The 22,251-nt window shown below is 63.6% G+C and carries 20 protein-coding genes; 12 read left to right on the top strand and 8 right to left on the bottom strand.

Annotation, left to right across the window (positions count from 1 at the left end; all coding sequences use genetic code 11):
- Nucleotides 1–136: 136 nt before the first annotated feature.
- Nucleotides 137–589 carry an Lrp/AsnC ligand binding domain-containing protein gene (locus H5P29_RS16035; protein ID WP_067961104.1) on the top strand — a complete coding sequence of 151 codons (453 nt, stop codon included), beginning with the start codon at nucleotides 137–139 and terminating at the stop codon, nucleotides 587–589.
- Here H5P29_RS16035 and H5P29_RS16030 read toward each other — a convergent pair whose 3' ends face one another.
- The 4 genes from H5P29_RS16030 to H5P29_RS16015 all read right to left on the bottom strand — a co-directional run bounded on the left by H5P29_RS16030 (nucleotide 590) and on the right by H5P29_RS16015 (nucleotide 5,120).
- Nucleotides 590–1,798: a cytochrome-c peroxidase gene (locus H5P29_RS16030; RefSeq protein ID WP_154383942.1), complete on the bottom strand. Its 1,209-nt coding sequence runs from the start codon at nucleotides 1,796–1,798 to the stop codon at nucleotides 590–592. It lies immediately after the preceding gene.
- A 4-nt stretch (nucleotides 1,799–1,802) separates the two neighbouring features.
- A complete protein-coding gene (locus H5P29_RS16025; RefSeq protein ID WP_182573389.1) occupies nucleotides 1,803–2,243 on the bottom strand; it encodes a FixH family protein in 441 nt (146 codons plus the stop codon).
- A 262-nt stretch (nucleotides 2,244–2,505) separates the two neighbouring features.
- The gene (locus H5P29_RS16020) at nucleotides 2,506–3,963 is read right to left on the bottom strand and encodes an NAD-dependent succinate-semialdehyde dehydrogenase (protein ID WP_154383941.1); all 1,458 of its coding nucleotides are present in this window, start codon (nucleotides 3,961–3,963) and stop codon (nucleotides 2,506–2,508) included.
- A gap of 206 nt (nucleotides 3,964–4,169) precedes the next feature.
- Nucleotides 4,170–5,120, bottom strand: coding sequence for an AEC family transporter (locus H5P29_RS16015; protein WP_154383940.1), 951 nt, complete (start codon nucleotides 5,118–5,120; stop codon nucleotides 4,170–4,172).
- Between the two features lie 164 nt (nucleotides 5,121–5,284).
- On the opposite strand from H5P29_RS16015, the gene H5P29_RS16010 reads away from it, so the two are divergent.
- From H5P29_RS16010 to H5P29_RS15985, 6 genes are all read left to right on the top strand, one after another.
- Complete coding sequence (locus H5P29_RS16010) at nucleotides 5,285–5,830, top strand: histidine phosphatase family protein (RefSeq protein ID WP_154383939.1); 546 nt, start codon at nucleotides 5,285–5,287, stop codon at nucleotides 5,828–5,830.
- Nucleotides 5,831–5,966: 136 nt separating this feature from the next.
- Nucleotides 5,967–6,275, top strand: coding sequence for an acyl carrier protein (locus H5P29_RS16005; protein ID WP_154383938.1), 309 nt, complete (start codon nucleotides 5,967–5,969; stop codon nucleotides 6,273–6,275).
- 17 nt (nucleotides 6,276–6,292) lie between these two features.
- A complete protein-coding gene (locus tag H5P29_RS16000) occupies nucleotides 6,293–7,480 on the top strand; it encodes a beta-ketoacyl-ACP synthase (RefSeq protein ID WP_154383937.1) in 1,188 nt (395 codons plus the stop codon).
- A gap of 18 nt (nucleotides 7,481–7,498) precedes the next feature.
- A complete protein-coding gene (locus H5P29_RS15995) occupies nucleotides 7,499–8,770 on the top strand; it encodes a beta-ketoacyl-ACP synthase (RefSeq protein WP_154383936.1) in 1,272 nt (423 codons plus the stop codon).
- Between the two features lie 89 nt (nucleotides 8,771–8,859).
- Nucleotides 8,860–9,888, top strand: coding sequence for a zinc-binding dehydrogenase (locus H5P29_RS15990; protein WP_154383935.1), 1,029 nt, complete (start codon nucleotides 8,860–8,862; stop codon nucleotides 9,886–9,888).
- Between the two features lie 52 nt (nucleotides 9,889–9,940).
- Nucleotides 9,941–10,900, top strand: a complete 960-nt coding sequence (locus tag H5P29_RS15985) for a lipid A biosynthesis lauroyl acyltransferase (protein WP_154383934.1) — start codon at nucleotides 9,941–9,943, stop codon at nucleotides 10,898–10,900.
- A 4-nt stretch (nucleotides 10,901–10,904) separates the two neighbouring features.
- Here the strand turns inward: H5P29_RS15985 and H5P29_RS15980 are convergent, their stop codons facing one another.
- From H5P29_RS15980 to H5P29_RS15965, 4 genes are all read right to left on the bottom strand, one after another.
- The gene (locus H5P29_RS15980) at nucleotides 10,905–11,822 is read right to left on the bottom strand and encodes a DmsC/YnfH family molybdoenzyme membrane anchor subunit (protein WP_154383933.1); all 918 of its coding nucleotides are present in this window, start codon (nucleotides 11,820–11,822) and stop codon (nucleotides 10,905–10,907) included.
- Nucleotides 11,823–11,825: 3 nt separating this feature from the next.
- Entirely contained in the window at nucleotides 11,826–12,593 is a 768-nt protein-coding gene (locus H5P29_RS15975) for a 4Fe-4S dicluster domain-containing protein (RefSeq protein ID WP_154383932.1), read from the bottom strand.
- The gene (locus H5P29_RS15970; protein ID WP_067961069.1) at nucleotides 12,590–15,439 is read right to left on the bottom strand and encodes a molybdopterin oxidoreductase family protein; all 2,850 of its coding nucleotides are present in this window, start codon (nucleotides 15,437–15,439) and stop codon (nucleotides 12,590–12,592) included. Before H5P29_RS15970 ends, H5P29_RS15975 begins: the two co-directional genes overlap by 4 nt.
- A 337-nt stretch (nucleotides 15,440–15,776) precedes the next feature.
- A complete protein-coding gene (locus tag H5P29_RS15965) occupies nucleotides 15,777–16,205 on the bottom strand; it encodes a L,D-transpeptidase (RefSeq protein WP_083948557.1) in 429 nt (142 codons plus the stop codon).
- Between the two features lie 308 nt (nucleotides 16,206–16,513).
- Between H5P29_RS15965 and H5P29_RS15960 the strand changes: the two genes are divergently transcribed.
- The 5 genes from H5P29_RS15960 (at nucleotide 16,514) to H5P29_RS15940 (ending at nucleotide 22,230) form a co-directional block, all read left to right on the top strand.
- Nucleotides 16,514–18,115 carry a flavin monoamine oxidase family protein gene (locus H5P29_RS15960; protein WP_246340537.1) on the top strand — a complete coding sequence of 534 codons (1,602 nt, stop codon included), beginning with the start codon at nucleotides 16,514–16,516 and terminating at the stop codon, nucleotides 18,113–18,115.
- 50 nt (nucleotides 18,116–18,165) lie between these two features.
- The gene (locus tag H5P29_RS15955; protein ID WP_246340539.1) at nucleotides 18,166–18,579 is read left to right on the top strand and encodes a cytochrome c; all 414 of its coding nucleotides are present in this window, start codon (nucleotides 18,166–18,168) and stop codon (nucleotides 18,577–18,579) included.
- Nucleotides 18,580–18,704: 125 nt separating this feature from the next.
- The gene (locus H5P29_RS15950) at nucleotides 18,705–19,205 is read left to right on the top strand and encodes a RidA family protein (protein WP_067966382.1); all 501 of its coding nucleotides are present in this window, start codon (nucleotides 18,705–18,707) and stop codon (nucleotides 19,203–19,205) included.
- A gap of 126 nt (nucleotides 19,206–19,331) precedes the next feature.
- Nucleotides 19,332–20,612 (top strand): acetylornithine deacetylase/succinyl-diaminopimelate desuccinylase family protein, encoded by a 1,281-nt coding sequence (locus H5P29_RS15945; protein WP_067966379.1) that lies wholly within the window; start codon nucleotides 19,332–19,334, stop codon nucleotides 20,610–20,612.
- 136 nt (nucleotides 20,613–20,748) lie between these two features.
- Nucleotides 20,749–22,230, top strand: a complete 1,482-nt coding sequence (locus tag H5P29_RS15940; protein WP_067961064.1) for an ABC transporter substrate-binding protein — start codon at nucleotides 20,749–20,751, stop codon at nucleotides 22,228–22,230.
- Nucleotides 22,231–22,251: the final 21 nt, after the last annotated feature.

The following is a 22,251-nucleotide window of genomic DNA, read 5'->3' as shown; positions in this document are numbered from 1 at the left end:
GGGCGAACCATCGCTCCCGGCATTTGGTCGAAAACTACCACATCGTCGTGAAACCAGCCGGTCCAAACAATTCGACTCTGCAGACCAAAACGCCTAGTGTTGGCGCAATTCATTCGCCAAACGAGCCGCTACTTTCATGCCTGAAGACCAATTGGACCGCATCGACCGCAACATCATGTTCGCCCTTTCGCGCGACGGCCGCTTGTCGATGGCAGAGCTTGCCACAAAAGTGGGACTTTCCAAGACCCCCGTACAGGCGCGCGTCAAGCGGCTGGAGAAAGAGGGCTTCATCCGGGGCTACCAGGCGGTCATCGACAGCGAACGCATGGGCGAAGGCCACGTCGCATTTGTCCAGGTCAAGCTGTCCGACACCCGCTCGGCTGCCCTCGACGATTTTAACCGCGCCGTGCATGCGGTGCGCGAGATCGAGCAGTGCCACATGATGGCGGCAAGCTTCGACTATCTGCTCAAGGTGCGAACTCGCGACATCGCTGCCTACAGGCGCGTGCTCGGCGAGCGCATATCGGCCCTGCCCCATGTCGCCCAGACATCGACCTTCGTTGCCATGGAAACGGTCAAGGACCGCTGACTAGTCACTGAGCGTCTTCAGGAACGCCACGAGTGCCGCCCGCTCCCCCTCGGACAGCGCCACGGCATGTATCTCGCTCTCGCCTTCTACCGATTTCGGCGCTGTCGCGTAGTGGTTCACGACCTGCTCCAAAGTGGCGAACTGCCCCGCATGCATATAGGGCGGACGCCCGGCGACATTGCGCAGCGATGGGGTCTTGTAGGCGCGGACGAGCTCGGGCGAACTCTTCTGCATGAAGCGCAGCTCACCGCAGGCCTCCTCGCCGCCGTCGCGAAATTTTCCCACGCAATTGAACGGATCGGCCAGAACCTCGTCGACAACTGCGATGCGTCCACGATCGGCGGGCAATCCGGCGACCGGCGGCACAGCGGTGTTGTGGAAGTGATTGTCGGTGAAACGTGGCCCGGTATGGCAGGTCGAGCAATTGGCCTTGCCGATGAAAAGCCTGAGGCCTTGCCGTTCCTCGGCCGACAGAGCGTCTTCCGCGGACGGCGCCCGTCCCTGCGCCACGGCATCGGCGAAGCGGTCGAAGCGGGTCTTGCCGTGGACCAGCGAGCGCTCGAAGGCAGCGATGGCCTTGCCGATGTCGGAAAAGATGCGGTCGACACCCTCGCGCTGCGCATCGCTCATCCCGGCCCAGGCGGCCTTCTCCGCCGGCGTGCCGAACGGCCCGGCACTGGCCGGCAATGTCGACAGGTCGGGCAGAGGCCGGAAAATGCGTTCGTAGCGCTCGCCGAAGCGGCGCTTGAGATAATGCGCATAGGCGGTGCGCGTGCCGGCATGCTCGAGCACATTTTCCAGCGGCACCAGCGCCTGTGACCACAGGCTGTCGCGCCGGCCGTCCCAGAAAAAGAACGGATCGCGCGCCACGCCGGCCAGCGGCATGGTCCTTCGATTTGTCTCGCCGACTCCGACACCGCGCGGCAGGTCGTCCTGGAACTGTCTGTCGATCTTGTGGCAGGTGCCGCAGGCGACATTGCCGTCGCGGCTCATGCCGGTGTCGAAGAACAGCGTTGCACCAAGTGCTGCAGCCCCGGGATCGTCGGCGAAGCTGTTGGTCGGATCCGACGCCAGGGGGGCAAGTGCCGACAGCGACATCGATACGATGGTGCGCTTTTCGGCGTCGGTGAAATCGGCTTCGCTGCAGCCTGCCAGCGCTGCCGTTATCGTCGCAGCGGCGATCAGATTGGTGAGCAGGCCGCCCGCCATCGCCTCACAGCACCAGGTTGAATGTGGCTTCGTCGGTGCCGGCAGGCGCGCTGACGCCAAGTTTCAGCTGCCACCAGCCGGGCATGGAAAACTTCATCCCTTCGATGCGGTAGCGGCCATCGCCGAGATAGGCCGTCGCTTCAGGGCTCGTCGGCAGGCCATGCGCATGCTCGGGCATGCCGCCGCCGACGCTGATCGCAGCCCCCTCCACCGGCGCCCCTTGCCGCGTCTTCACCGTCACCACCCACGCATGCAGCTCGCCTTGCCTGGGCTCACCGGCCTCTGGCGCGATGGACAATGCATAGAGGCCCTTGGCCGAATTCTTGGAACGCGCGAGGTCGGGCCCCGGCGCCGCAGGCGCTGTCAGGAAAACGACCGAAAGAAAGCCGATGGCCAGCGCCACCAGCCCGAACGCCCCGACGACCATGCGCCACGCTGAAGTCATTCCTGTTCCTCCCGCCTGCCGACAACGTTTTTCCGACAGCGCGCTTTCCCGGCGACATCAGATTAGCGGCACCGCAAGATGGCCCGTTCTCGAGCACTTGGCCATTCCAAACGCGACACCGAAACAGAACCAGCCGAACATAACGATTGCAGCACGTTATGCCGATTTCCGGATTCTTCCTGTCAAAGATCCAAGAGAAAACGCGCGCGCCCTTCGGAGCGCGCGTTCGATCATTCCAGCGGCCAGATGGATCCGGAGCCAGTTAGAGGCCCAGCCCGCCGATGCAGACATATTTGGTGTCGAGATAGTCCTCGATGCCCTGATGCCCGCCTTCGCGGCCGAGGCCGGACTCCTTGACGCCGCCGAACGGCGCTTCCGGCGTGGTGATAAGGCCTTCATTGACCCCGACCATGCCGTATTTCAGCCCTTCCATGACCCGGAAGGCACGACCGAGATCGCCGGTGTAGAAGTAGCTGGCGAGGCCGAACTCGGTGTCATTGGCGAGCGCAATCGCCTCCTCTTCGGTCTCGAATTTGAAGACCGGAGCGACCGGGCCGAAGATCTCGTCCTTCATGAACAGCATGGCAGGCGTCGCGCCCGAAATGACCGTCGGCTCGAAGAACGAGCCGCCGAGCGCGTGGCGCTTGCCGCCGGCAACCACCTTGCCGCCCTTGGCGGTGGCGTCGGCGATGAATTCCTCGACCTTTTCGACGGCCTTTTCGTCGATCAGCGGGCCCTGCTGCACGCCGGCGTCGAGACCCGAGCCGACCTTGAGCTTGCTGGACGCCTCGGCCAGCTTGGCCACGAACCTGTCGTAGATGCCGGCCTGCACGAAGAAGCGGTTGGTGCAGACACAGGTCTGGCCGGAATTGCGGAATTTTGCGGTGATCGCGCCTTCGACGGCACGATCGATGTCGGCGTCATCGAAGACCAGGAACGGCGCGTTGCCGCCCAGTTCCATCGAAACCTTCTTCACCGTCGAGGCCGACTTGGCGATCAGCATCTTGCCGACTTCGGTCGAGCCGGTGAATGTGATCTTCTTGACCAGCGGGTTGGCGCAGATTTCGTCGCCGATCTCGCCGGCCGACCCCGTCAGGACGTTGACCACGCCCTTGGGGAAGCCGACTTCCTCGCACAGCGCACCCCAGGCCAGGCCCGAATAGGGCGTCTGCGACGCCGGCTTGACCACGGCGGTGCAGCCCGCGGCAAGGGCCGGTCCAAGCTTGCGCGACAGCATAGAGGACGGGAAATTCCACGGCGTGATGGCAGCAATGACGCCCACCGGTTCCTTCGTGACGAGGACACGGCGATCCGCCCAAGGCGATGGCACGACGTCGCCATAGGTGCGGCGCGCCTCTTCGGCAAACCACAGCACATAGGCGGCCGACGAGCCGATCTCGCCCTTGGCTTCGGTCAGCGACTTGCCCTGCTCGATGGTGAGCAGTTCGGCCAGCGCGTCCTGATTGTCCATGATGGCGTCGTGCAGCTTGCGCAGCAGCTTCGAGCGCTCGAGCGCCGAGGTCTTGCGGAAGGTCTTGAACGCCTCGTTGGCCGCTTCGATGGCGCGACGCGTCTCGGCCGCACCCGAACGCGGCACGGTGCCGATCTTGAGACCCGTCGCCGGATTGGTGACGTCGATGGTCTTGCCGGAATCGGCCTGGACCCATTCGCCGTTGATGAGATTGGCCTGCCGCATGAAATGACTGGTTTTCTGAAGCATGGCTTCACCTCCTGAAATGGCGTCCGTTGCGACGCAGGCTACTCTGAAAATCGTCGAAAAGCGCGCGTCCGGGATAGCTGACGGCCCGATGCGCCAGGCAGTTTAGTAGCGTGCCGCCGGGTCGGCGATCAACCGCATTATGGCACAGATGCGTTGGTCCAGCCTAACCGCATACCCGGCTGCCCTTCTACCCGAACACCGCCCATCTACCCGAAGACCATCGTCGCAATCGTCAGCCAGAATGCGGTCGTGACCACGGCACAGGCGGTGGCGATCGTCATCTGGTTGGAGGCCAGGGCCTGGCCGGTGCCGAACTGCGTGGCGATGAGATAGGAATTGACGCCCGAAGGCAGGCTGGCTGCCGCCACGGCCACCTTCGCCGACAAGGGCGGCAGACCGAACAGCCAGGCAAACAGCAACGCTACGGCCGGCATCAGCATCAGCTTGAGCACCGACAGCGCCAATGCCGGCTTGATGTTGCCCGAAATGCCGAACTTCTTGAGCCCGAGCCCCATCGCAAACAATGCGACCGGCCCGGCGATGTTGGCAAGCGCGTCGACAAAGCGGGTGGCAAGGCCCGGCAATGGCACCCCGGTCGCCCGCCAGGCAAGCCCGGCCACGATGCCGACGATCAGCGGATTGGTCAGGATCTTGCGCAGGAAATCACGAATGATCACAACAGGATGCATCGGCTCGCTGCGTCGTGGCCCGAATATTTCGAACAGGATGATCGACGCCATCATCATGGTCGGCAGGTGCACCGAGACGATCAGCGACAGGATCTCGAACCCCTCCTGGCCGAAGACGCCGAGCATGAAGGGAATGCCGAGCAGCACGAGATTGGAAAAGGCCGAGGACACGCCGCCGACCACGCCGGCCTGCCCGTCGCGGCCGAACATGCGCGTCGTCACCAGATGTCCCGCTGTCCAGGCGACCGTAACCGCAATGAAATAGGTCGCCCATAGCAACCAGGGCGCCGAACCGTGGAAATCGGCGCCAATCATGGTCCTAAACAGCAAGAGCGGCAGCGCCACGCCGATGGCGAACTCGGAAAGCGCGTCCCCGGTTTCGCTGCGCAGATAGCCGCTGGCACCCGCGAGATAGCCCAGCGCCACCAGGCCGAAGACGAAGAGCACGGTTTCTACGAGAGGTGACATCGGCACTCGGCAAATGGGAATCGGCTTATCCGAGCATTGCCCCGCGGTCACGTTCGATCAAGGCACGACACGAGTTCAGCAGTCGGCGCACGGTATTTGGCGTCACCTTGCCTTTCAATCCACTTTGGCCTCCCTATATCCGCATCGCCTGTTCGGGATCACTCATGCTCAGATTCATCATTGCGATCATGCTGTTGCTCGGCGCCCTGCCCGCCCAGGCCACGGAAGCCGGCTGGGCGCTGCTGCGAAATGGCGGCCATGTCGTGCTGCTGCGCAACGCCATGACAACCGGCACGGTCGAGCCGCCCAATTTCGACATCGAGAAATGCGCCTCCCAGCTCAACCTGTCCGACCGCGGCCGCCAGCAGGCGCGCAAGATCGGCGCGCTGTTCGACGCCCGCGCCGCGCCGGTCGAGCGCATCCTGGCCAGCCGCTATTGCCGGACGCTGGAAACCGCCCGCCTCGCCTTCGACGACCGCAAGGTCGAGCCGACTGCGGCCCTCGACAAGCCGACGGATGCCACCCGCGAGGCCGACGTCGCCGCCGTGCTGGACATCATCCGCAACTATTCCGGCTCCGACAACATCGTGCTCGTTACCCATCTCGAGAACATCCAGGCATTGACCGGTGCGGCCGCACGCGAAGGCGAAGCGCTGATCGTCGGCCTGCAAGGAGAAAAGCTGCATGTGCTTGGCCGCATCGTCTTCTAGAGCTTCAGGCGGCCTGCCTTCCCTTGCGTTCGGGGCCGGACGCCTTAACGAAAGCGCAGGATTTGGCCTTTTCCTGTCCGGAAAAACCGATTAGACAGCCCCTCAAAACTATGCGCGTAGAATCTGTCCCGGGTTCATGATCGCCCTCACCAAAGGAAAAACCGTGTCCACGACCTTCGACAAAGTCGCCAAGATCATTGCCGAGACCAGCGAGATCGACATCGACACCATCACGCCCGAGAGCCACACCATCGACGACCTGGGCATCGACAGCCTCGACTTCCTCGACATTGTCTTTGCGATCGACAAGGAATTCGGCATCAAGGTGCCGCTCGAGAAGTGGACGCAGGAAGTCAACGATGGCAAGGCTTCGACTGACGAGTACTTCGTCATGAAGAACCTCTGCGCCAAGATCGACGCGCTCGTCGCTGCGAAGAACGCCTGAGCACGCTGAAGCCGCCCATGGCCAATCGCAACGTCGTCATCACAGGCATCGGCCTCGTCTCCTCGCTCGGAGAAGGCGGTGCAGCCCACTGGGACAAGCTGACAACAGCGGGCACCGCCCCGGTGATCGACGCCGAGCGCTTCCAGCCCTATGCCATCCATCCGCTTCCCGAGATCGACTGGGGCCTGCAGATCGCCAAGCGCGGCGACCAGCGCCAGATGGAAACCTGGCAGCGGCTTGGCACCTATACGGCCGGCATGGCGCTGGATGATGCCGGCATCAAGGGCAATGACGAACTCAGCGCGACCATGGACATGGTGGTGGCTGCAGGTGGCGGCGAACGCGACGAAGCGGTCGACGCCCGCGTGCTTGCAGCATCCGAAAATCGCGCCGACCGCGATGTGCTGATCAATGAGAAGCTGACGACGGAACTCCGCCCGACGCTGTTTCTGGCCCAGCTTTCCAACCTGCTCGCCGGCAACATCTCGATCGTCCACAAGGTCACCGGCTCTTCGCGCACCTTCATGGGCGAGGAAGGTGCCGGCGTTTCGGCGATCGAGACGGCAGCGGCCCGCATCCGCTCGGGCCAGTCGACGCATGTGCTGGTCGGCGGCGCCTTCCAGACCGAACATTCCGACATGCTGCTTGGCTACGAACTGGCCGGTTATCTCCATCGCGGCCCGTGGAAGCCGGTATGGCAGCGCCAGGGCTCGGAAGGCGGCGGCGTCATCACCGGCTCCGGCGGCGCGTTCCTGGTGCTTGAATCGCGCGATCATGCCGAAGCACGCGGCCAGAAGATCTATGCCGAGCTCGGCCCGGTCCTTTCCGGTCGCAGCAGGCGTCGGAATGGTGGCCTCGCTGAGAACATTGCCGAACTGTTGGCCAAAGCCGAGTTGCCGGAGGGCGACCTGCTCGCGATTTCGGGTGCATCGGGCGCACATGCCGCAACGGCTGCCGAAAAATCGGCACTCGACGGCAATCCGGCGATTGCGGCACGCGCCCTTTCGTCGCTGACCGGCCACATGAAGGAAGCACAGTTTCCGTTCGCGGTGGCGCTTGCCGCCCTGGCCGTCGACCGTGGCGCCGGCTATCCGGCGTTCGAGGTGGGCGAAAGAGATTTCTCCGGCCAGCCACGCAATGTTCTCGCAACGGCGATCGGCTATCACCAGTTTGAAGGCATGGCGCTCGTCTCCGCGCCGCGCTGAAGGGTGTCAGGACAAAACATGGCCAATCTGAAGGATCACCTCGGCAGACCCGTCGTCGCCGTCACCGGCATCGGCGTCGTCACCTCGCTTGGCGTCGGCAAGGCCGACAACTGGGCCGCGCTGACCGCTGGCAAGTCGGGTATTCATCCGATCACCCGCTTCCCCACCGATCTGCTCAACACCCAGATTTCAGGCATGGTCGACTTCCTGCCGTCGAGCACCAAGGGTGCCAGCGCGCTGACTTATGAGCTGGCCGAGACGGCCGCACTCGAAGCCGTCGAGGAGGCCGGTTTTGCCGGCGCCGACTTCGACGGGCCGCTGTTCCTCGCCTCGCCGCCGGTCGAGCTCGACTGGCGCGACCGCTTCACGCTCTATGCCGGCGACGATGAAGGCTCGGCCTCCGAGCGCCTGCTCAAGGTGGCGCGCAGCCAGAACTCGCTCGACATGTTCGACACCTCTCAATTCGGCTCGATCGCCGATCGCCTCGCCGACCGGTTCGGCACGCGCGGCCTGCCGATCACCACCTCGACCGCCTGTGCATCGGGTGCCACCGCCATCCAGCTCGGCGTCGAGGCCATTCGTCGCGGCGAATGCGACCGCGCATTGTCGGTCGGCGCGGACGGTTCGGCGACGGCCGAAGCGCTGATCCGCTTCTCGCTGCTGTCGGCGCTGTCGACCAACAACGACGTGCCGGAAAAGGCCTCCAAGCCTTTCTCCAAGGACCGCGACGGCTTCGTGCTGGCCGAAGGTTCGGCAGCTCTGGTGCTCGAATCGCTGGAAAGCGCGCTTGCCCGTGGCGCCGAGGTGCTCGGCATCCTCAGGGGCTGCGGCGAAAAGGCCGACGACTTCCACCGCACCCGCTCCAAGCCCGACGGCTCGCCGGCGATCGCCGCGGTCAAGGCGGCCCTTGCCGATGCCGGCCTCGCCGAAGACGAGATCGACTACGTCAATGCGCATGGCACCTCGACGCCCGAGAACGACAAGATGGAGCATCTGTCGCTGTCGACGGTGTTCGGCGAGCGCATCCGCAAGATTCCGGTGTCGTCGAACAAGTCGATGATCGGCCACACGCTGTCGGCAGCAGGCGCCATCGAGGCCGCCTTCTCGCTGATGACCATGCGTGAAGGCGTCATTCCGCCGACCATCAACTACGACAATCCCGACCCGTCGATCGAGCTCGACGTGGTGCCGAATGTGAAGCGGAAGGCCGAGGTTCGCACCGTGCTTTCCAACTCCTTCGGCTTCGGCGGTCAGAACACCTGCCTTGTCATGGCGCGGGAACCGGTCTAAGCGACCGCCTACACGAAATCAGGTACTGCGACGCCGCGCGCGCATCGAATTCGATGCGCTGCGCCGCAGCGACAAGGATTAGCGACACCATGCGCGCATTGCAGCTCGTTGAGGACCGCCGGCTCGAGCAGGTCGACATCGCCCCGCCTTCCCCTCCCGGCCTCGGCGAAGTCACCTTGCGCATCAAGGCAGTCGCCCTGAATCACATCGACGTCTGGGGCTGGCGCGGCATGGCGTTCGCCAAGCGCAAGATGCCGCTGGTCATCGGCGCCGAGGCCTCCGGCGAGGTCGATGAAGTCGGCCCCGGCGTCACCGGACTTACGCCCGGTCAGCTCGTGTCGATCTACGGCGCCCGCACCTGCGGGCTTTGCCGCCCCTGCCGCGAAGGCCGCGACAATCTCTGCGAGCACGTCTCGGGTGTGCACGGCTTCCACCTCGACGGTTTCGCCCAGGAAAAGATCAACCTTCCGGCGCGCCTGCTGGTGCCTGCACCTCCCGGTGTCGACGCCGTTGGTGCCGCGGTCGCGCCCGTCACCTTCGGCACTGTCGAGCACATGCTGTTCGACAACGCCAGACTTGAGCCGGGCGAGACGATCCTGGTCCACGCCGGCGGCTCGGGCATCGGTTCGGCCGCGATCCAGCTCGCCAAGAAGATGGGCTGCACCGTCATCACCACGGTCGGCTCCAACGACAAGATCGAGAAGGCCAAGGCGCTCGGCGCCGATCACGTCATCAACTATCGCGAAGACCGCTTTGAAGGCGTCGTCCGTAAGCTGACCAAGAAGAAGGGTGTCGACGTCGTTTTCGAGCATGTCGGCAAGGACACCTGGGCCGGCTCGATGTTCAGCCTCAAGCGCGGCGGCCGCCTCGTCACCTGTGGTTCGACCTCGGGTGTGTCGACCGAAATCAACCTGATGATGCTGTTCCAGCAGCAGCTCAAGCTGCTCGGCTCCTTTGGTTGTCGTATGGAAAACATGGCCGACGCCATGCAGAAGATGGCCGCCGGCCTGGTCAAGCCGATTATCGACACCGAAGTCGACTTTGCTTCCATCGACACCGCGCTGAAGCGGATGGAAGGTCGCGACGTGTTCGGCAAGATCATCCTGCGCATCGACTGAGGACGCCAGCGAATTGCCCCGCAGGAAGGCCAGCAAGATCCCAAGCCCCACAATGATGCGCATCATGGGGCGGCTGCGCATGCTCAACTACTGGCTGGTGGCGCAGGTCGCCCTGGTAGCGCTCAAGCTGCTGCGCCTGCTGCCGGTCGACAAGGGGCTCGACTTCGCCGACCGCGCCGCCCGCACCGTCGGTCCGTGGTTTGGCCGTCACCGCGTGGCACTCTCCAACCTGCGCGCCGCCTATCCTGAGAAAAGCGAAGCCGAAATCGAAGCCATTGCCTTGGATATGTGGGGCAATATGGGCCGGCTTGGCGCTGAGTACATCTTTCTCGGGCAGATTTTCGACTACGATCCGGAGGCCGAGACGCCCGGTCGTATCGAAGTGACCGGCAACGACCATTTCCTCAAGATCGCCAGCGAGGACAAGCCCCACATCGTCTTCACCGGCCATCTCGGCAATTTCGAGCTGCTGCCGATCGCCGCTGCCACCTTCGGCATGAAGATCACGTCGCTGTTCCGCCCGCCAAACAACCCCTATCTGGCCGAGTACATCTTCTCGACACGTGCGTCGAACATGGGTGACCTGCTCGCCTCGCAGCGCGGCGCGTCCTTCGCACTCGCCGGCATTCTCGACCGTGGCGGCAATGTCGGCGTGCTCGTTGACCAGAAGTTCAAGCGCGGCCTCAGGACGACCTTCTTCGGCCGCGAATGCGAGACCAATCCGGTGCTCGCCATGCTCGCCCGCCATTATGACTGCGACGTCTATCCGGCGCATTGCATCCGCCTCCCCGGCGGGCGCTACAGGCTGACGATCGAAGATAAGCTGGCACTGCCGCGCCGCGACGATGGCGCCGTCGATGTCCAGGCCACCACACAGATGCTCAACGACACCGTCGAGCGCTGGATCCGCGAGTATCCGGGCCAGTGGATGTGGTTCCACAAGCGCTGGGGCTTGACCGAAGGCCGACGCCGCAAGGTCAACAAGTCGGGCAAGCTCTCGGCCGATAGCTGAAGCGCTATCCCTCGTAATAGGTCATGACCGCATGGCGGGCTTCCGCGAAAAACAGCCAGCGCTCGACGACAAGGCCGAGCGCATAGCAGAACACGGCCAGCACGGCAGCCGGCACGGCGGCCGACCCGCCGGCAAGGATCGCCACCAGCAGCAGCAGAACAGGCGCCAGCCCGCCAGACAGGATCGCCAGCCTGGACAGCTTGAGCGCGTGCTTGCGCGCGACCTTGAAGCCCATTTCACGGGTCAGGTAGTTCTCATTGACATGCGGCCGCTCGAACAGCCTGACATGGCCGATATGGCCAAGCCCGGTGGCGCTCTCGGGCGTCGAGAACGGCGCGAGTGTCCGCAGCCTTGTCCACCACTTTTGCTTGCAGATCCACGCCGCCACGACAAACAGGATGGCGATTGCGGCGCAAACCGGGCCGCGGCTGCCGGATGAATAACCGGCGACGGACGCGAGCAGGAAGCCCCCGGCTGCGGCGAACAGCAGGTAGCAAAGCGGCGTTAGCCCTGTATTCCAGGCCTGGATCGAGCGCAGCGAACCGTAGATCATCGCCGTGCAGTAGACCGTGGCGCCACACATGAGCGTGCCTGCCAGGCCCGCAACCGCGAGGTGACGCCCCTCGACGATCGCAAACCATGCCGTAACAGTCAGCGGCACGAAGCTGGCGATTGCCATCACGCCTTCGCGCGACAGCCAGCTCGAGCGCCATTGCGACAGCGCCCGCCATGCCCGTTGCGGGTTGCCGAGATGCAGCGTCGACGCCAACAGGCCGGCTGCGATCATTGCCAGCGCGCCGATGTGTGCAAGCTTGACCGACAGGGTCGAGGCGTCGAGCAGGCCAAGGCCGAGCACAGCCGCCAGGCCGTAGCCGAGCCCGGAAAGCGTGGTGAACACGATGATGGAGAAGGCGGGATGCATGGTTCAGATCCGGTCCAGCATGCCGTCGAGCCAGGCAAAGAACCCTTTGGCGTCGTGGGTGTTCTCAGCCAGCACGGCAGAACCGGCACTTGCGGCCAGCGGCTTGCGCGGCCGTGGCGGCAGGTACTTGTTGGTCGGGCGCGTGCCCTGCTCCGGCATCAGGTCGTAGCCGCCGCGCTCGGCCACCATGCGCGAGACCTCTGATGAGGCATCGCCGAGATCGCCGAAATGCCGGGCATTGGCCGGGCATGTCCGGACACAGGACGGCACCCGGTCGACCTCCTTGAGCGTCTCGTTGTAGATGCGGTCGACGCAGAGCGTGCATTTCTTCATCACCCCGGCGGCCAGATCCATCTCGCGCGCGCCATAGGCGCAGGACCAGGCGCACAGGCCACAGCCGATGCACTTGCTCTCGTCGACTAGCACGATGCCGTCTTCGGCGCGCTTGTAGGAGGCGCCTGTCGGACAGACGGTGACGCAGGGCGCGTCCTCGCAATGCAGACATGACTTGGGGAAATGCACGATGCGTGCCTCTCCCGCCTCGCCGATCACCTGCCCGCCCTCCGGCACGACCTCGAAGGTGTGGATGCGATTGAGGAAGGTGCCGGAGACATCGGCCCCATACGGGTCCTGGTCGGACAGCGCCGCGCCATAGCCGCCGGTATTCCACTCCTTGCAGCTGATGACGCAGGCATGGCAGCCGACGCAGACGTCGAGGTCGATGACCAGGCCAAGCTTCTTCGGTGTCGGCAGTGACGGCAGGCTGGTCATTCCGCCCACTCCTGGCCGTAGCGCAGCTCGTCAGCATGCGGACGTGCTCCGCCGGGTTGCGCGACGGCGGCAAGATGCGGCTCGCTGACCTCTGCCGGTTCGGCTTTCTCGATGCGCACGCGCAGATCGTACCACGCCGCCTGGCCGGTCACCGGATCCGAGTTCGACCAGCGCATCCCGTCGCCCTTCGGCGGTAGAAGTTCATGGATCAAGTGATTCATCAGGAAGCCTTTTTTGGCTTCTGGTGCATCCTTGTCGAGCGCCCAGGCGCCCGCGCGCTTGCCGATCGCATTCCATGTCCAGATCGTGCTCGAATTGACCGCTTCCATCCGCGCGACCTCGACCTTGATGCGGCCGTGATGCGAAATCACCCAGACCCAGTCGCCATCGACGAGCCCGATCTCGTCGCAGATCGGACCAGGCACATAGAGCGGGTTCCGTGTATGGATCTGCCTGAGCCAGGCATTCATCGAGCCCCAGGAATGGTACATCGCCGCCGGTCGCTGGGTGATGGCATGATAGGGATAGTCCTCTCGGCTGACCGCCGCCTCCTCGAACGGCCGATACCACATCGGCAGCGGATCGAAGGTTGCGAGGATGCGCTCACGATGCGTCTCGGGCGCCACCGGTTCACGCAGGCCTTCGGCCGAGAGCCGGAATTTCTGCAGTGATTCCTGGTAGAGCTGGAAGGTCACCGGCTTCGGCTCGTCGAAGAAGCCCATGCGCACGGCAAAATCCTGATAGGCCTTGTTGGCGTGCTTGAAGAACTGCGCTTCGAGCGGGATATGCGCTGAGAAGAACGAGCCGTTCTCGATGTAGCGATCGAGCTGGTTACGGTTGATCGCCCCGCGCCCGGCACGGTCGCCATTGCTGCCGCGGAAGCCGGCAAGCGGCCCGATGCCCGGCCGCCTTTCATGGCGCACGATATAGTCGGCATAGTCCGCATAGAGCGCCTTGCCGCGGCTGTCGACGAAACCGGGCAGCTTGAGCCGCGCGCCAAGGTCGATCAGCACGCTCTGGAAGCCGCGCACATCCCGATCCGGCTCTACCACCGGCCAACGGATGGCGTCCTGGACCGCATCCGGCTCGGAGATTGGCCGGTCGAGCAGCGAAATGCAGTCGTGCCGCTCGAGATAGGTCGTGTCGGGCAGCACCAGGTCGGCATAAGCGACCATTTCGGAGGAATAGGCGTCCGAATAGATGATCTTCGGGATGCGGTAGGCGCCCGTCGCGGGATCCTTGTCCTCGAGCATCCTGATGACGCCCGCGGTGTTCATCGACGAGTTCCACGCCATGTTGGCCATGTAGAGGAACATCAGATCGATCGGGTACGGATCGCCGGCATGGGCGTTGGCGATCACCATGTGCATCAGCCCATGGGCAGAAATCGGCGCATCCCAGGAAAACGCCTTGTCGATGCGCATCGGTTTGCCGTCGGCGTCGATCAGCAGATCTTCCGGCCCACGGGGAAAACCGAGATGCGGGCCGGACAAAGGCTTGTTGGAGCCGAAATGCTCGGCCTTGCCGTGCGGCGTCGGATGCGCCTCGATCGGCTTGGGATAAGGCGGCTCGAAGCGGAAGGCCCCGGGGCAGTCGACAGCGCCGATCAGCACCTGCAGCATGTGCAGGGCGCGCGCCGTCTGGAAGCCGTTCGAATGCGCCGAAAGCCCGCGCATGGCATGGAACGACACCGGACGCCCGACAAACGCCTCATGGCGCTCGCCATTCATGTCGGTCCAGGGTTGGTCGATCGTAATCGCCTCGTCGAAGGCGACGCGCGCGATCTCGGCAGCGAGGCCCCGGATGACGTCGGCGGCGACGCCGGTTTCCGCGGCGACCGCCTCCGGCGCATATTGCGGGTCGAGGTATTTTTCGGCGAGGAGTTGGAACGACGGCACGGCAAAGCGGCCGTCGGGCAGCTCGACACGCCCGGAAAGTGCGGCCCGCGCGCCTTTGCTGCCCAATGCCACGACCTGTTCGGTGACGGATTCGAAGATCTGCGGCTTGCCCTCGGCATCGCGGACGAAAAGTCCGTGCTCGGCGGTTCCGGGCGCATCGACGACCAGCCAGGTCGCGTTGGAATAGCGCACGATGTAGTCGACATCGATTTTCCGCGCTTTCAGCAGTTCATGTATGACGGCGAGGATCAGCAGGCCGTCGGTGCCGGGCCGGATGCCGATCCAGTTGTCGGCGACTGCCGAATAGCCGGTCCGCACCGGATTGACCGAGACGAAGCGCGCGCCGCGCTTCTTGAGCTTCGAAATGCCGATCTTGAGCGGGTTGGAATCGTGGTCCTCCGCCACGCCGAACATCACGAACAGCTTGGTGCGGTCCCAGTCGGGCGCGCCGAATTCCCAGAAGGCGCCGCCGATGGTCATGATGCCGGCGGCCGCCATGTTGACCGAGCAGAAGCCACCATGGGCGGCGTAGTTGGGCGTGCCGAACTGCTGGGCCCAGAAGCCGGTCAGCGACTGCGACTGGTCGCGGCCGGTGAAGAAGGCCAGCTTCTTCGGATCGGCATGGCGCACGCCGTCCAGCCAGCCGGTCGCCAGCTCCAGCGCATCGTCCCAGGAAATCTCCTTGAACTCACCCGAGCCGCGCGGCCCGGTCCTGAGCAGCGGCGCGCGCAGCCGCGCCGGCGCGTAGTGCTGCATGATGCCGGCCGAACCCTTGGCGCACAGAACGCCGCGATTGACCGGATGGTCCCGGTTGCCCTCTATGTAGCGGACCTTGCCGTCCTTGAGATGGACGTCGATGCCACAGCGGCAAGCGCACATGTAGCAGGTGGTCTTGCGGACCTCGTCGGAGACGGGTTCCGAAAGCGCTACATGCGGTTCTGACTTCATCCGGCGGCCTCCCTGAACAAGAGTCCTAGCGAGGCGGCGGCTGAAAGGAAATGCCCGAAAACGGCTCTCTACGGCAAAATTTGTCTATACCGAGACAACAACTTAGACCAGACGGCTAAAGTCACGCCAGAAATGAAAAGGCCGAGGAGCCCCCACTCCCCGGCCTTTTCGTAGGCACGTCGCCCCGAAACTCAGTTGGCGGTCACATTAGCACCGTCTTGATCGACAGCAATTCTTGAGCCGTTCAGTTCAAGCTCTTTCATCGCGGCATGAAGCAATTCTGCAACAGAAATGCTGATATCGGCGCAAATGGCATGTATGTTTCCGCCAGCAAACGCTAGTTGGTGACGACGATCCGCGTGTTGCTCGCACCGACTTCCCTGACCAGCGAATAGAACCTCGCGGCATTCGCCGTCTGCAGCCGGACGCAGCCATGTGATGCCGGACGGCCCAGTTGCCTGACCGCACCCGTGCCATGGATGGCATAGCCGCCATTGTAGAACACCGAATAGGGCATCGGCGAATTGTCGTATTTCTGCGAATACCACATCCGATGCAGGCGCTTCGGCCGCCAGCTGCCGCGTGGCGTGACATATCCCCTGCGTGCCGTCGAAACTGGCCATTGGTGGATCACCCGCCCGTCGAAGCTGACGGTCATGGTCTGCGTCGCGATACTGACCCGCGCGACAAGAACATCGGCAAGTGCCTGAGTTGGAACGCCAGCAAAGCCCAATGCGGCGACCATGAAGAAGAGAGCCCTGTACATTCTTCGCACACTCCCCAAACCGGCAGTATTTTCCCTGCCCACCGACGATGGGAGCACGAAAAGCTGTACGGTTGGTAAAACTGAACTCGGAAGATGAATGCAACCAGATCAGCAACCTGAGGTTGATGGCGTGAATTTTCGCCGACTTTCAGGTGGCCCAAGTCAGTGCCCCTCGCCGCCCCGTCTGGCCCAGTTGACTCGACCCGGTATGGGCATAGGCTGCCCGTCGCAGCTGGAGCCACGTTCCAAGATGCTCCAGCCGGATAACGTGCGGCCCACGGCGGACCGTCGCCCGGAGGATCTCAAAAATGCAACCATCCCAATATTTTAGCGGCATGAGCAGGCGAAACCTGCTCTCGTTGATCGGCCTCACGGCAGGCACTGCCGCGATGTACCAGGCGATGACCAGCCTCGGTCTCGCGGTTGAGTCAGGCTACAAGGGACCGGTGAAACTGGAGGGCGATCCGAAGGGCGCCAGCGTGCTTATCCTGGGTGCCGGCCTCGCCGGCATGACGGCCGCACTCGAGCTCCGGCAGGCCGGCTACAAGGTCAAGATTCTCGAATACAACAACAGATCGGGCGGGCGTAACTGGACGTTGCGCGGCGGCGACACCTACACCGAGCTCGGCGGCGCGACGCAGAAATGCGATTTCGACGAAGGCCTCTACATCAATCCCGGCCCGTGGCGAATCCCTTATCACCACAACGGTCTGCTCGCCTATTGCCGGCGCCTCGGCGTCACGCTGGAGCCGTTCCAGCAGCTCAACCACAACGCCTTCCTGCATTCGTCCAAGGCGTTCGGCGGCAAGCCGCAGCGCGTGCGCGACATCAAGATCGACTTCCAGGGCCATGTCTCCGAACTGCTCGCCAAGGTTGCCCACACCGGCAAGCTCGAAGGCGGCGTCACCAAGGAAGACCAGGAGATGCTGGTCGAGGCCCTGCGCTCCTGGGGTGCGCTCGACAAGGACTATGCCTACACCAAGAGCATAGCAAACTCCGAATTCCGCGGTTTCGCCAAGGATCCCGGCGGCGGCCTCGGGGCTGCCCCCGTGCCGAGCGATCCGATTGCGCTGACCGACATATTGAGCTCGGGCCTGTGGGGCAGCCTCGCCAATTTCGCCCTTTACGAGTTCCAGACGACGATGTTCCAGCCGGTTGGCGGCATCGACATGATCGGCAAGGCCTTCACCAAGGAGGTCGGCGACCTGATCACCTACAATGCCAAGGTGTCGAAGATCCATCAGGACGACAAGGGCGTCACCGTCACCTATGAGGACGTCCAGAAACCGGGCACGATGGCCGAGGAGAAGGCCGATTGGTGCATCTGTACCATTCCGCTGACCATTCTCAGCCAGATCGAGATCAATGTCGGCGCCCCGATGCAGGCGGCGATCGAAGCCGTGCCTTATGCCTCGTCGGTCAAGGTCGGCCTGCAGTTCAAGCGGCGTTTCTGGGAACAGGACGAGCTGATCTTCGGCGGCGTCAGCTACACCGACCTGCCGATCACCCAGATCTCCTATCCGAGCACCAGCTTCAACACCAACGGCAAGGGCGTGTTGCTCGGCGCCTACACCTGGAACGGGCCGCATTCCTATGAGTTCACCTCGATGGCGCCGGAGGAGCGCGTCAAGCGCGCCGTCGAATACGGAACGATGATCCACCCGCAATACAAGGACGAGTTCGAGAACGGCATCTCGATGGCCTGGCACCGCTCACCGTTTACGCTCGGCTGTGCCGGCGACTGGACCGAGGAAGCGCGCAAGGAGCACTACGACAATCTTTGCCAGATCGATGGCCGCATCGTGCTCGCCGGCGAACACGCCTCCTACATCCCGGCGTGGATGGAGGGGGCGATCCTGTCGTCGCTCGATGCGATCACTCGGCTGCACCAGCGCGTCGTGGCCGGATGACGGCCGCCGCCGCTCATCCTTCATCCTCATTTTTCGCAAGGCATGTCGACATGACCCAGCAATCGAAACTTTTAACCGGCCAAATCACCGCCGCCGTCATCTTCGCTACATTCCAGGCGAGTGCTGCCCTGGCCGACTCGGCCGGTGCAACCTTCAGCGATGGTGACAATTTCTCCGAAAAAACCGGCCAGGAACTCTACGCCAATGTCTGCCAGGCCTGCCACATGGACCAGGGCCAGGGCGCCGTCGGCGCCGGCAAATATCCGGCGCTCGCCAAGAACGAGAACCTGGAATCAGGCGGTTACCCCGTCTACGTCATCCTGCATGGCCAGAAGGGCATGCCGCCCGTCGGCAGCATGATGAGCGACGACCAGGTGGCCGCCGTGGTCAACTATGTCAGGACCAATTTCGGCAACGACTACAAGGATCCGGTGACGGCGGAAGACGTCGCCGGGGCACGCTGACGGATCGACGCCGGATTGGCCACCAGACGGCCTGGATCCACCAGGTTTGGAGCGCCAGCTCCAGCGACCGAAGCAGCCGGTGATCCTGCTGGCTGCTTCATTTCATGCGGCAAAAGGAGAAAGACATGACAACACTGCGGATCTGCGCCGCCACGCTCGTGGCCGGCCTGTTGCTCTCGGGCAGCGCGCTGGCTGAGGATGTGGTGCGCCACAAGAACCCCAATTCGGACTTTCCGATCGCCCAGGCCGTCGAAGTCCCCGCCGGCAAGACGACGGTCTATGTCAGCGGCGCCGTGCCCTCGGTCATCGACGAGAAGGCCGAGAAGGGCAGCCTTGCCGCCTATGGCGACACCAGAACGCAGACGGAATCGGTGCTGAAATCGATCGAAAAGACCCTCGAAGGGCTCGGCCTCAAGATGGGCGACGTGGTCAAGATGCAGGTCTTCCTCGTCGGTGATCCGGCACAGGGCGGCAAGATGGATTTTGCCGGCTTCATGGACAGCTACACCAAGTTTTTCGGCACCAAGGAACAACCGAACCTGCCGGCCCGCTCGGTGATGCAGGTCGCCGGCCTCGTCGCGCCCGGCTGGCTGATCGAGATCGAGGTCACCGCCGTCCGGCCGTGAGTGGTACGGTTTGCGCGGGTTGCCCCGAAACAGGCAGCCTGCGCGCTCGACAGCAGCTGACGGATGCGCAAGACTGGCAACAATCCGGGCAAGGTGAAGCCAGACAAAGTGAACAATGTCGACCGCATGTATGACAAGCTTTTCAAGATCATAGACGACCGTCGTGAAGAACTGGCGGAACTGACTGCGGAGCTGATCCGTTTTCCCACCATCAACCCGCCCGGCGACGCCTATCGCCCTTGCGCGGAATATCTCGGCAATCGCCTGGCCAAGCGCGGCTTCGGCGTCGAATACATCAGAGCCGAAGGCACGCCAGGCGACACCGATCGCTATCCGCGCATCAATGTCGTTGCCCGTTTCGACGGCCGGGTGGCCGGACCCACCGTCCATTTCAATTCCCATATCGACGTCGTCGAGGCGGGCGAAGGCTGGTCGGTTGATCCATTTGCCGGCACGATCCGCGACGGCCGCGTCTATGGCCGCGGCGCCTGCGACATGAAGGGCGGGCTGGCGGCCTCGATCATCGCCGCCGAAGCTTTCATGGACGCCAACCCGGATTTTCCCGGCGCCATCGAGATATCAGGCACCGTTGACGAGGAGTCGGGCGGTTTCGGCGGCGTCGCCTATCTCGCCGGCAAGGGGTATTTCTCCAGGCCCAGGGTCGACCACGTCATCATTCCCGAGCCGCTCAACAAGGACCGTATCTGCCTCGGTCATCGCGGCGTCTGGTGGGCGGAAATCGAGACCAAGGGCGAGATCGCACATGGCTCCATGCCGTTCCTCGGCGACTGCGCCGTCCGCCACATGGGGGCCGTGCTCGAAGCCTTCGAGCGGGAGTTGTTTCCCGCGCTCGACCGCAAGACGACGCGAATGCCGGTGGTGCCGGAAGGCGCCAGGCGCTCGACGATGAACATCAACTCGATCCATGGCGGCCAGACCGACGATTTTCGCCCCGGCCTGCCCTCGCCCAACGTGCCCGATTCCTGTCGCCTGACCATCGACCGTCGCTTCCTGCTGGAAGAAAACATCGTCGACGTCAAAGGCGAAGTCACCAGCATCCTTGACCGCCTGAAGAGCGAGCGGAAGAAGTTCGACTACGAGATCCGCGACATCATGGAGGTCCAGCCGCTGATGACCGAGCGCGATGCGCCGGTGGCGTCGGCCATTGCCAGGGGCATACGCGAGATCTTCGACAAGGAGCCAGAATATGTCATCTCGCCCGGTACCTATGACCAGAAGCACGTCGCCCGCATCGGCCATTTGTACGATTGCATCGCCTATGGCCCGGGTATTCTCGACCTCGCCCATCGGCCGGACGAATGGGTCGGCATCGACGACATGGTCCAGTCGGCGAAGGTGATGGCAATAGGCCTCGACATCTTGCTGCGCGGCCAGTTCAGCGGCTGAGCGGGCAAGCAACGGCTGTTGGGCCGTGAGAAAATCATTTCCGCAGCACTGCTGCAATTGCAACAAACGCGATTTACTCGGCCGGGAAATCACGCTTCTATCCGGCCCGTCGAAGTCGAAGCGGGGAGATCTGAGCATGAAGCAATGGAAAACCATACTGGCGGCCGCAGCGCTGGCGCTGGCCTCCGGCACCGCCGCGATGGCCGCCCGCACCGACCTCGTGCTCGGCATGCCCTTGGAGCCGCCACATCTCGACCCGACGGCAGGCGCAGCCGCCGCCATCGACGAAGTCTTCTACGCCAACGTCTTCGAAGGCCTGACCCGCATCGGTTCGCGCGGCGAGGTGCTGCCCGATCTGGCCGAGAGCTGGACGATTTCCGACGACGGCAAGACCTACACCTTCAAGCTGCGCTCCGGCGTGAAATTCCATGACGGCAGCGACTTCGACGCCTCCGACGTCAAGTTCTCGCTCGACCGCGCCCGTGGCGAAAGCTCGGTCAACGCGCAGAAAGGCCTGTTTGCGCCGATCGACACCATCGAGGTCGTCGATCCGGCCACCGTCAAGGTGACGCTCAAGAACCCGCTCGGCTCGTTCCTCTACAATCTCGGCTGGGGCGACGCGGTGATCGTTGCGCCGGAGAGCGCCGAGACCAACAAGGAAAAGCCTGTCGGCACCGGCCCTTTAAAGTTCCAGAACTGGGCCAAGGGCTCGTCGATCACGCTGGTCAAGGCCGATGGCTACTGGGGCGATCCGGTGGCGCTCGACAAGGCGGAGTTCCGCATCATCCCCGACGCCGCCGCCGCCATCCCTGCCCTGCTTTCGGGCGACGTGCAGGCGCTGCCCAACTTTGCGCTCGGCGATGCGCTCGCCCAGGTCAAGGCCGACCCGCGCTTCAAGGTGGTCATCGGCACCACCGAGGGTGAAACGGTGCTGTCGACCAACAACAAGAAGCCGCCCTTCGACAATCTCAAGGTGCGCCAGGCGATCGCACATGCCATCGACCGCAAGGCGCTGATCGACGGCGCGACCGGTGGCCTGGGCACGCCGATCGGCTCGCATTTCGCCCCGCACAACCCGGCCTATATCGACCTGACCGGCACCTATCCGCACGACATCGCCAAGGCCAAGGAACTGCTCAAGGAAGCGGGCCTCGCCGATGGCTTCAAGGCGACGCTCAAGCTGCCGCCGGTCGGTTACGCCCGCCAGGGCGGCGAAATCATCGCCTCGCAATTGCGCGAGATCGGCATCGACCTGCAGATCATCCCGGTCGAATGGGCCGACTGGCTCAAGCAGGTGTTCACCGACAAGGATTACGACCTGTCGATCGTCTCGCACACCGAGCCCAACGACATCGATATCTATGCCCGCAAGGACTACTACTTCAATTACGACAACCCGGCCTTCAACAAGGTCATCGACGAGCTCAACCTGACCTCCGACGAGGCCAAGCGCACCGAGCTCTACAAGCAGGCGCAGAAGATTCTCGCCGACGATGCCGTCAACGGCTTCCTGTTCGAACTGCCCAAGGTCGGCATCTGGGACGCCAAGGTCGAAGGCCTGTGGGAAAACTCGCCCATCCAGGCCAACGACCTCACCAAGGTGAAGTGGGCCGACTGATGACAAGGTGGCGCGCCTTCG

Origin of the sequence: Aminobacter sp. MDW-2 (genome assembly GCF_014250155.1) — a bacterium.
GTDB lineage: Bacteria > Pseudomonadota > Alphaproteobacteria > Rhizobiales > Rhizobiaceae > Aminobacter > Aminobacter ciceronei.
The sequence above is the reverse complement of the archived record's forward strand: the minus strand, read 5'-3'. Positions and strand labels throughout refer to the sequence as shown.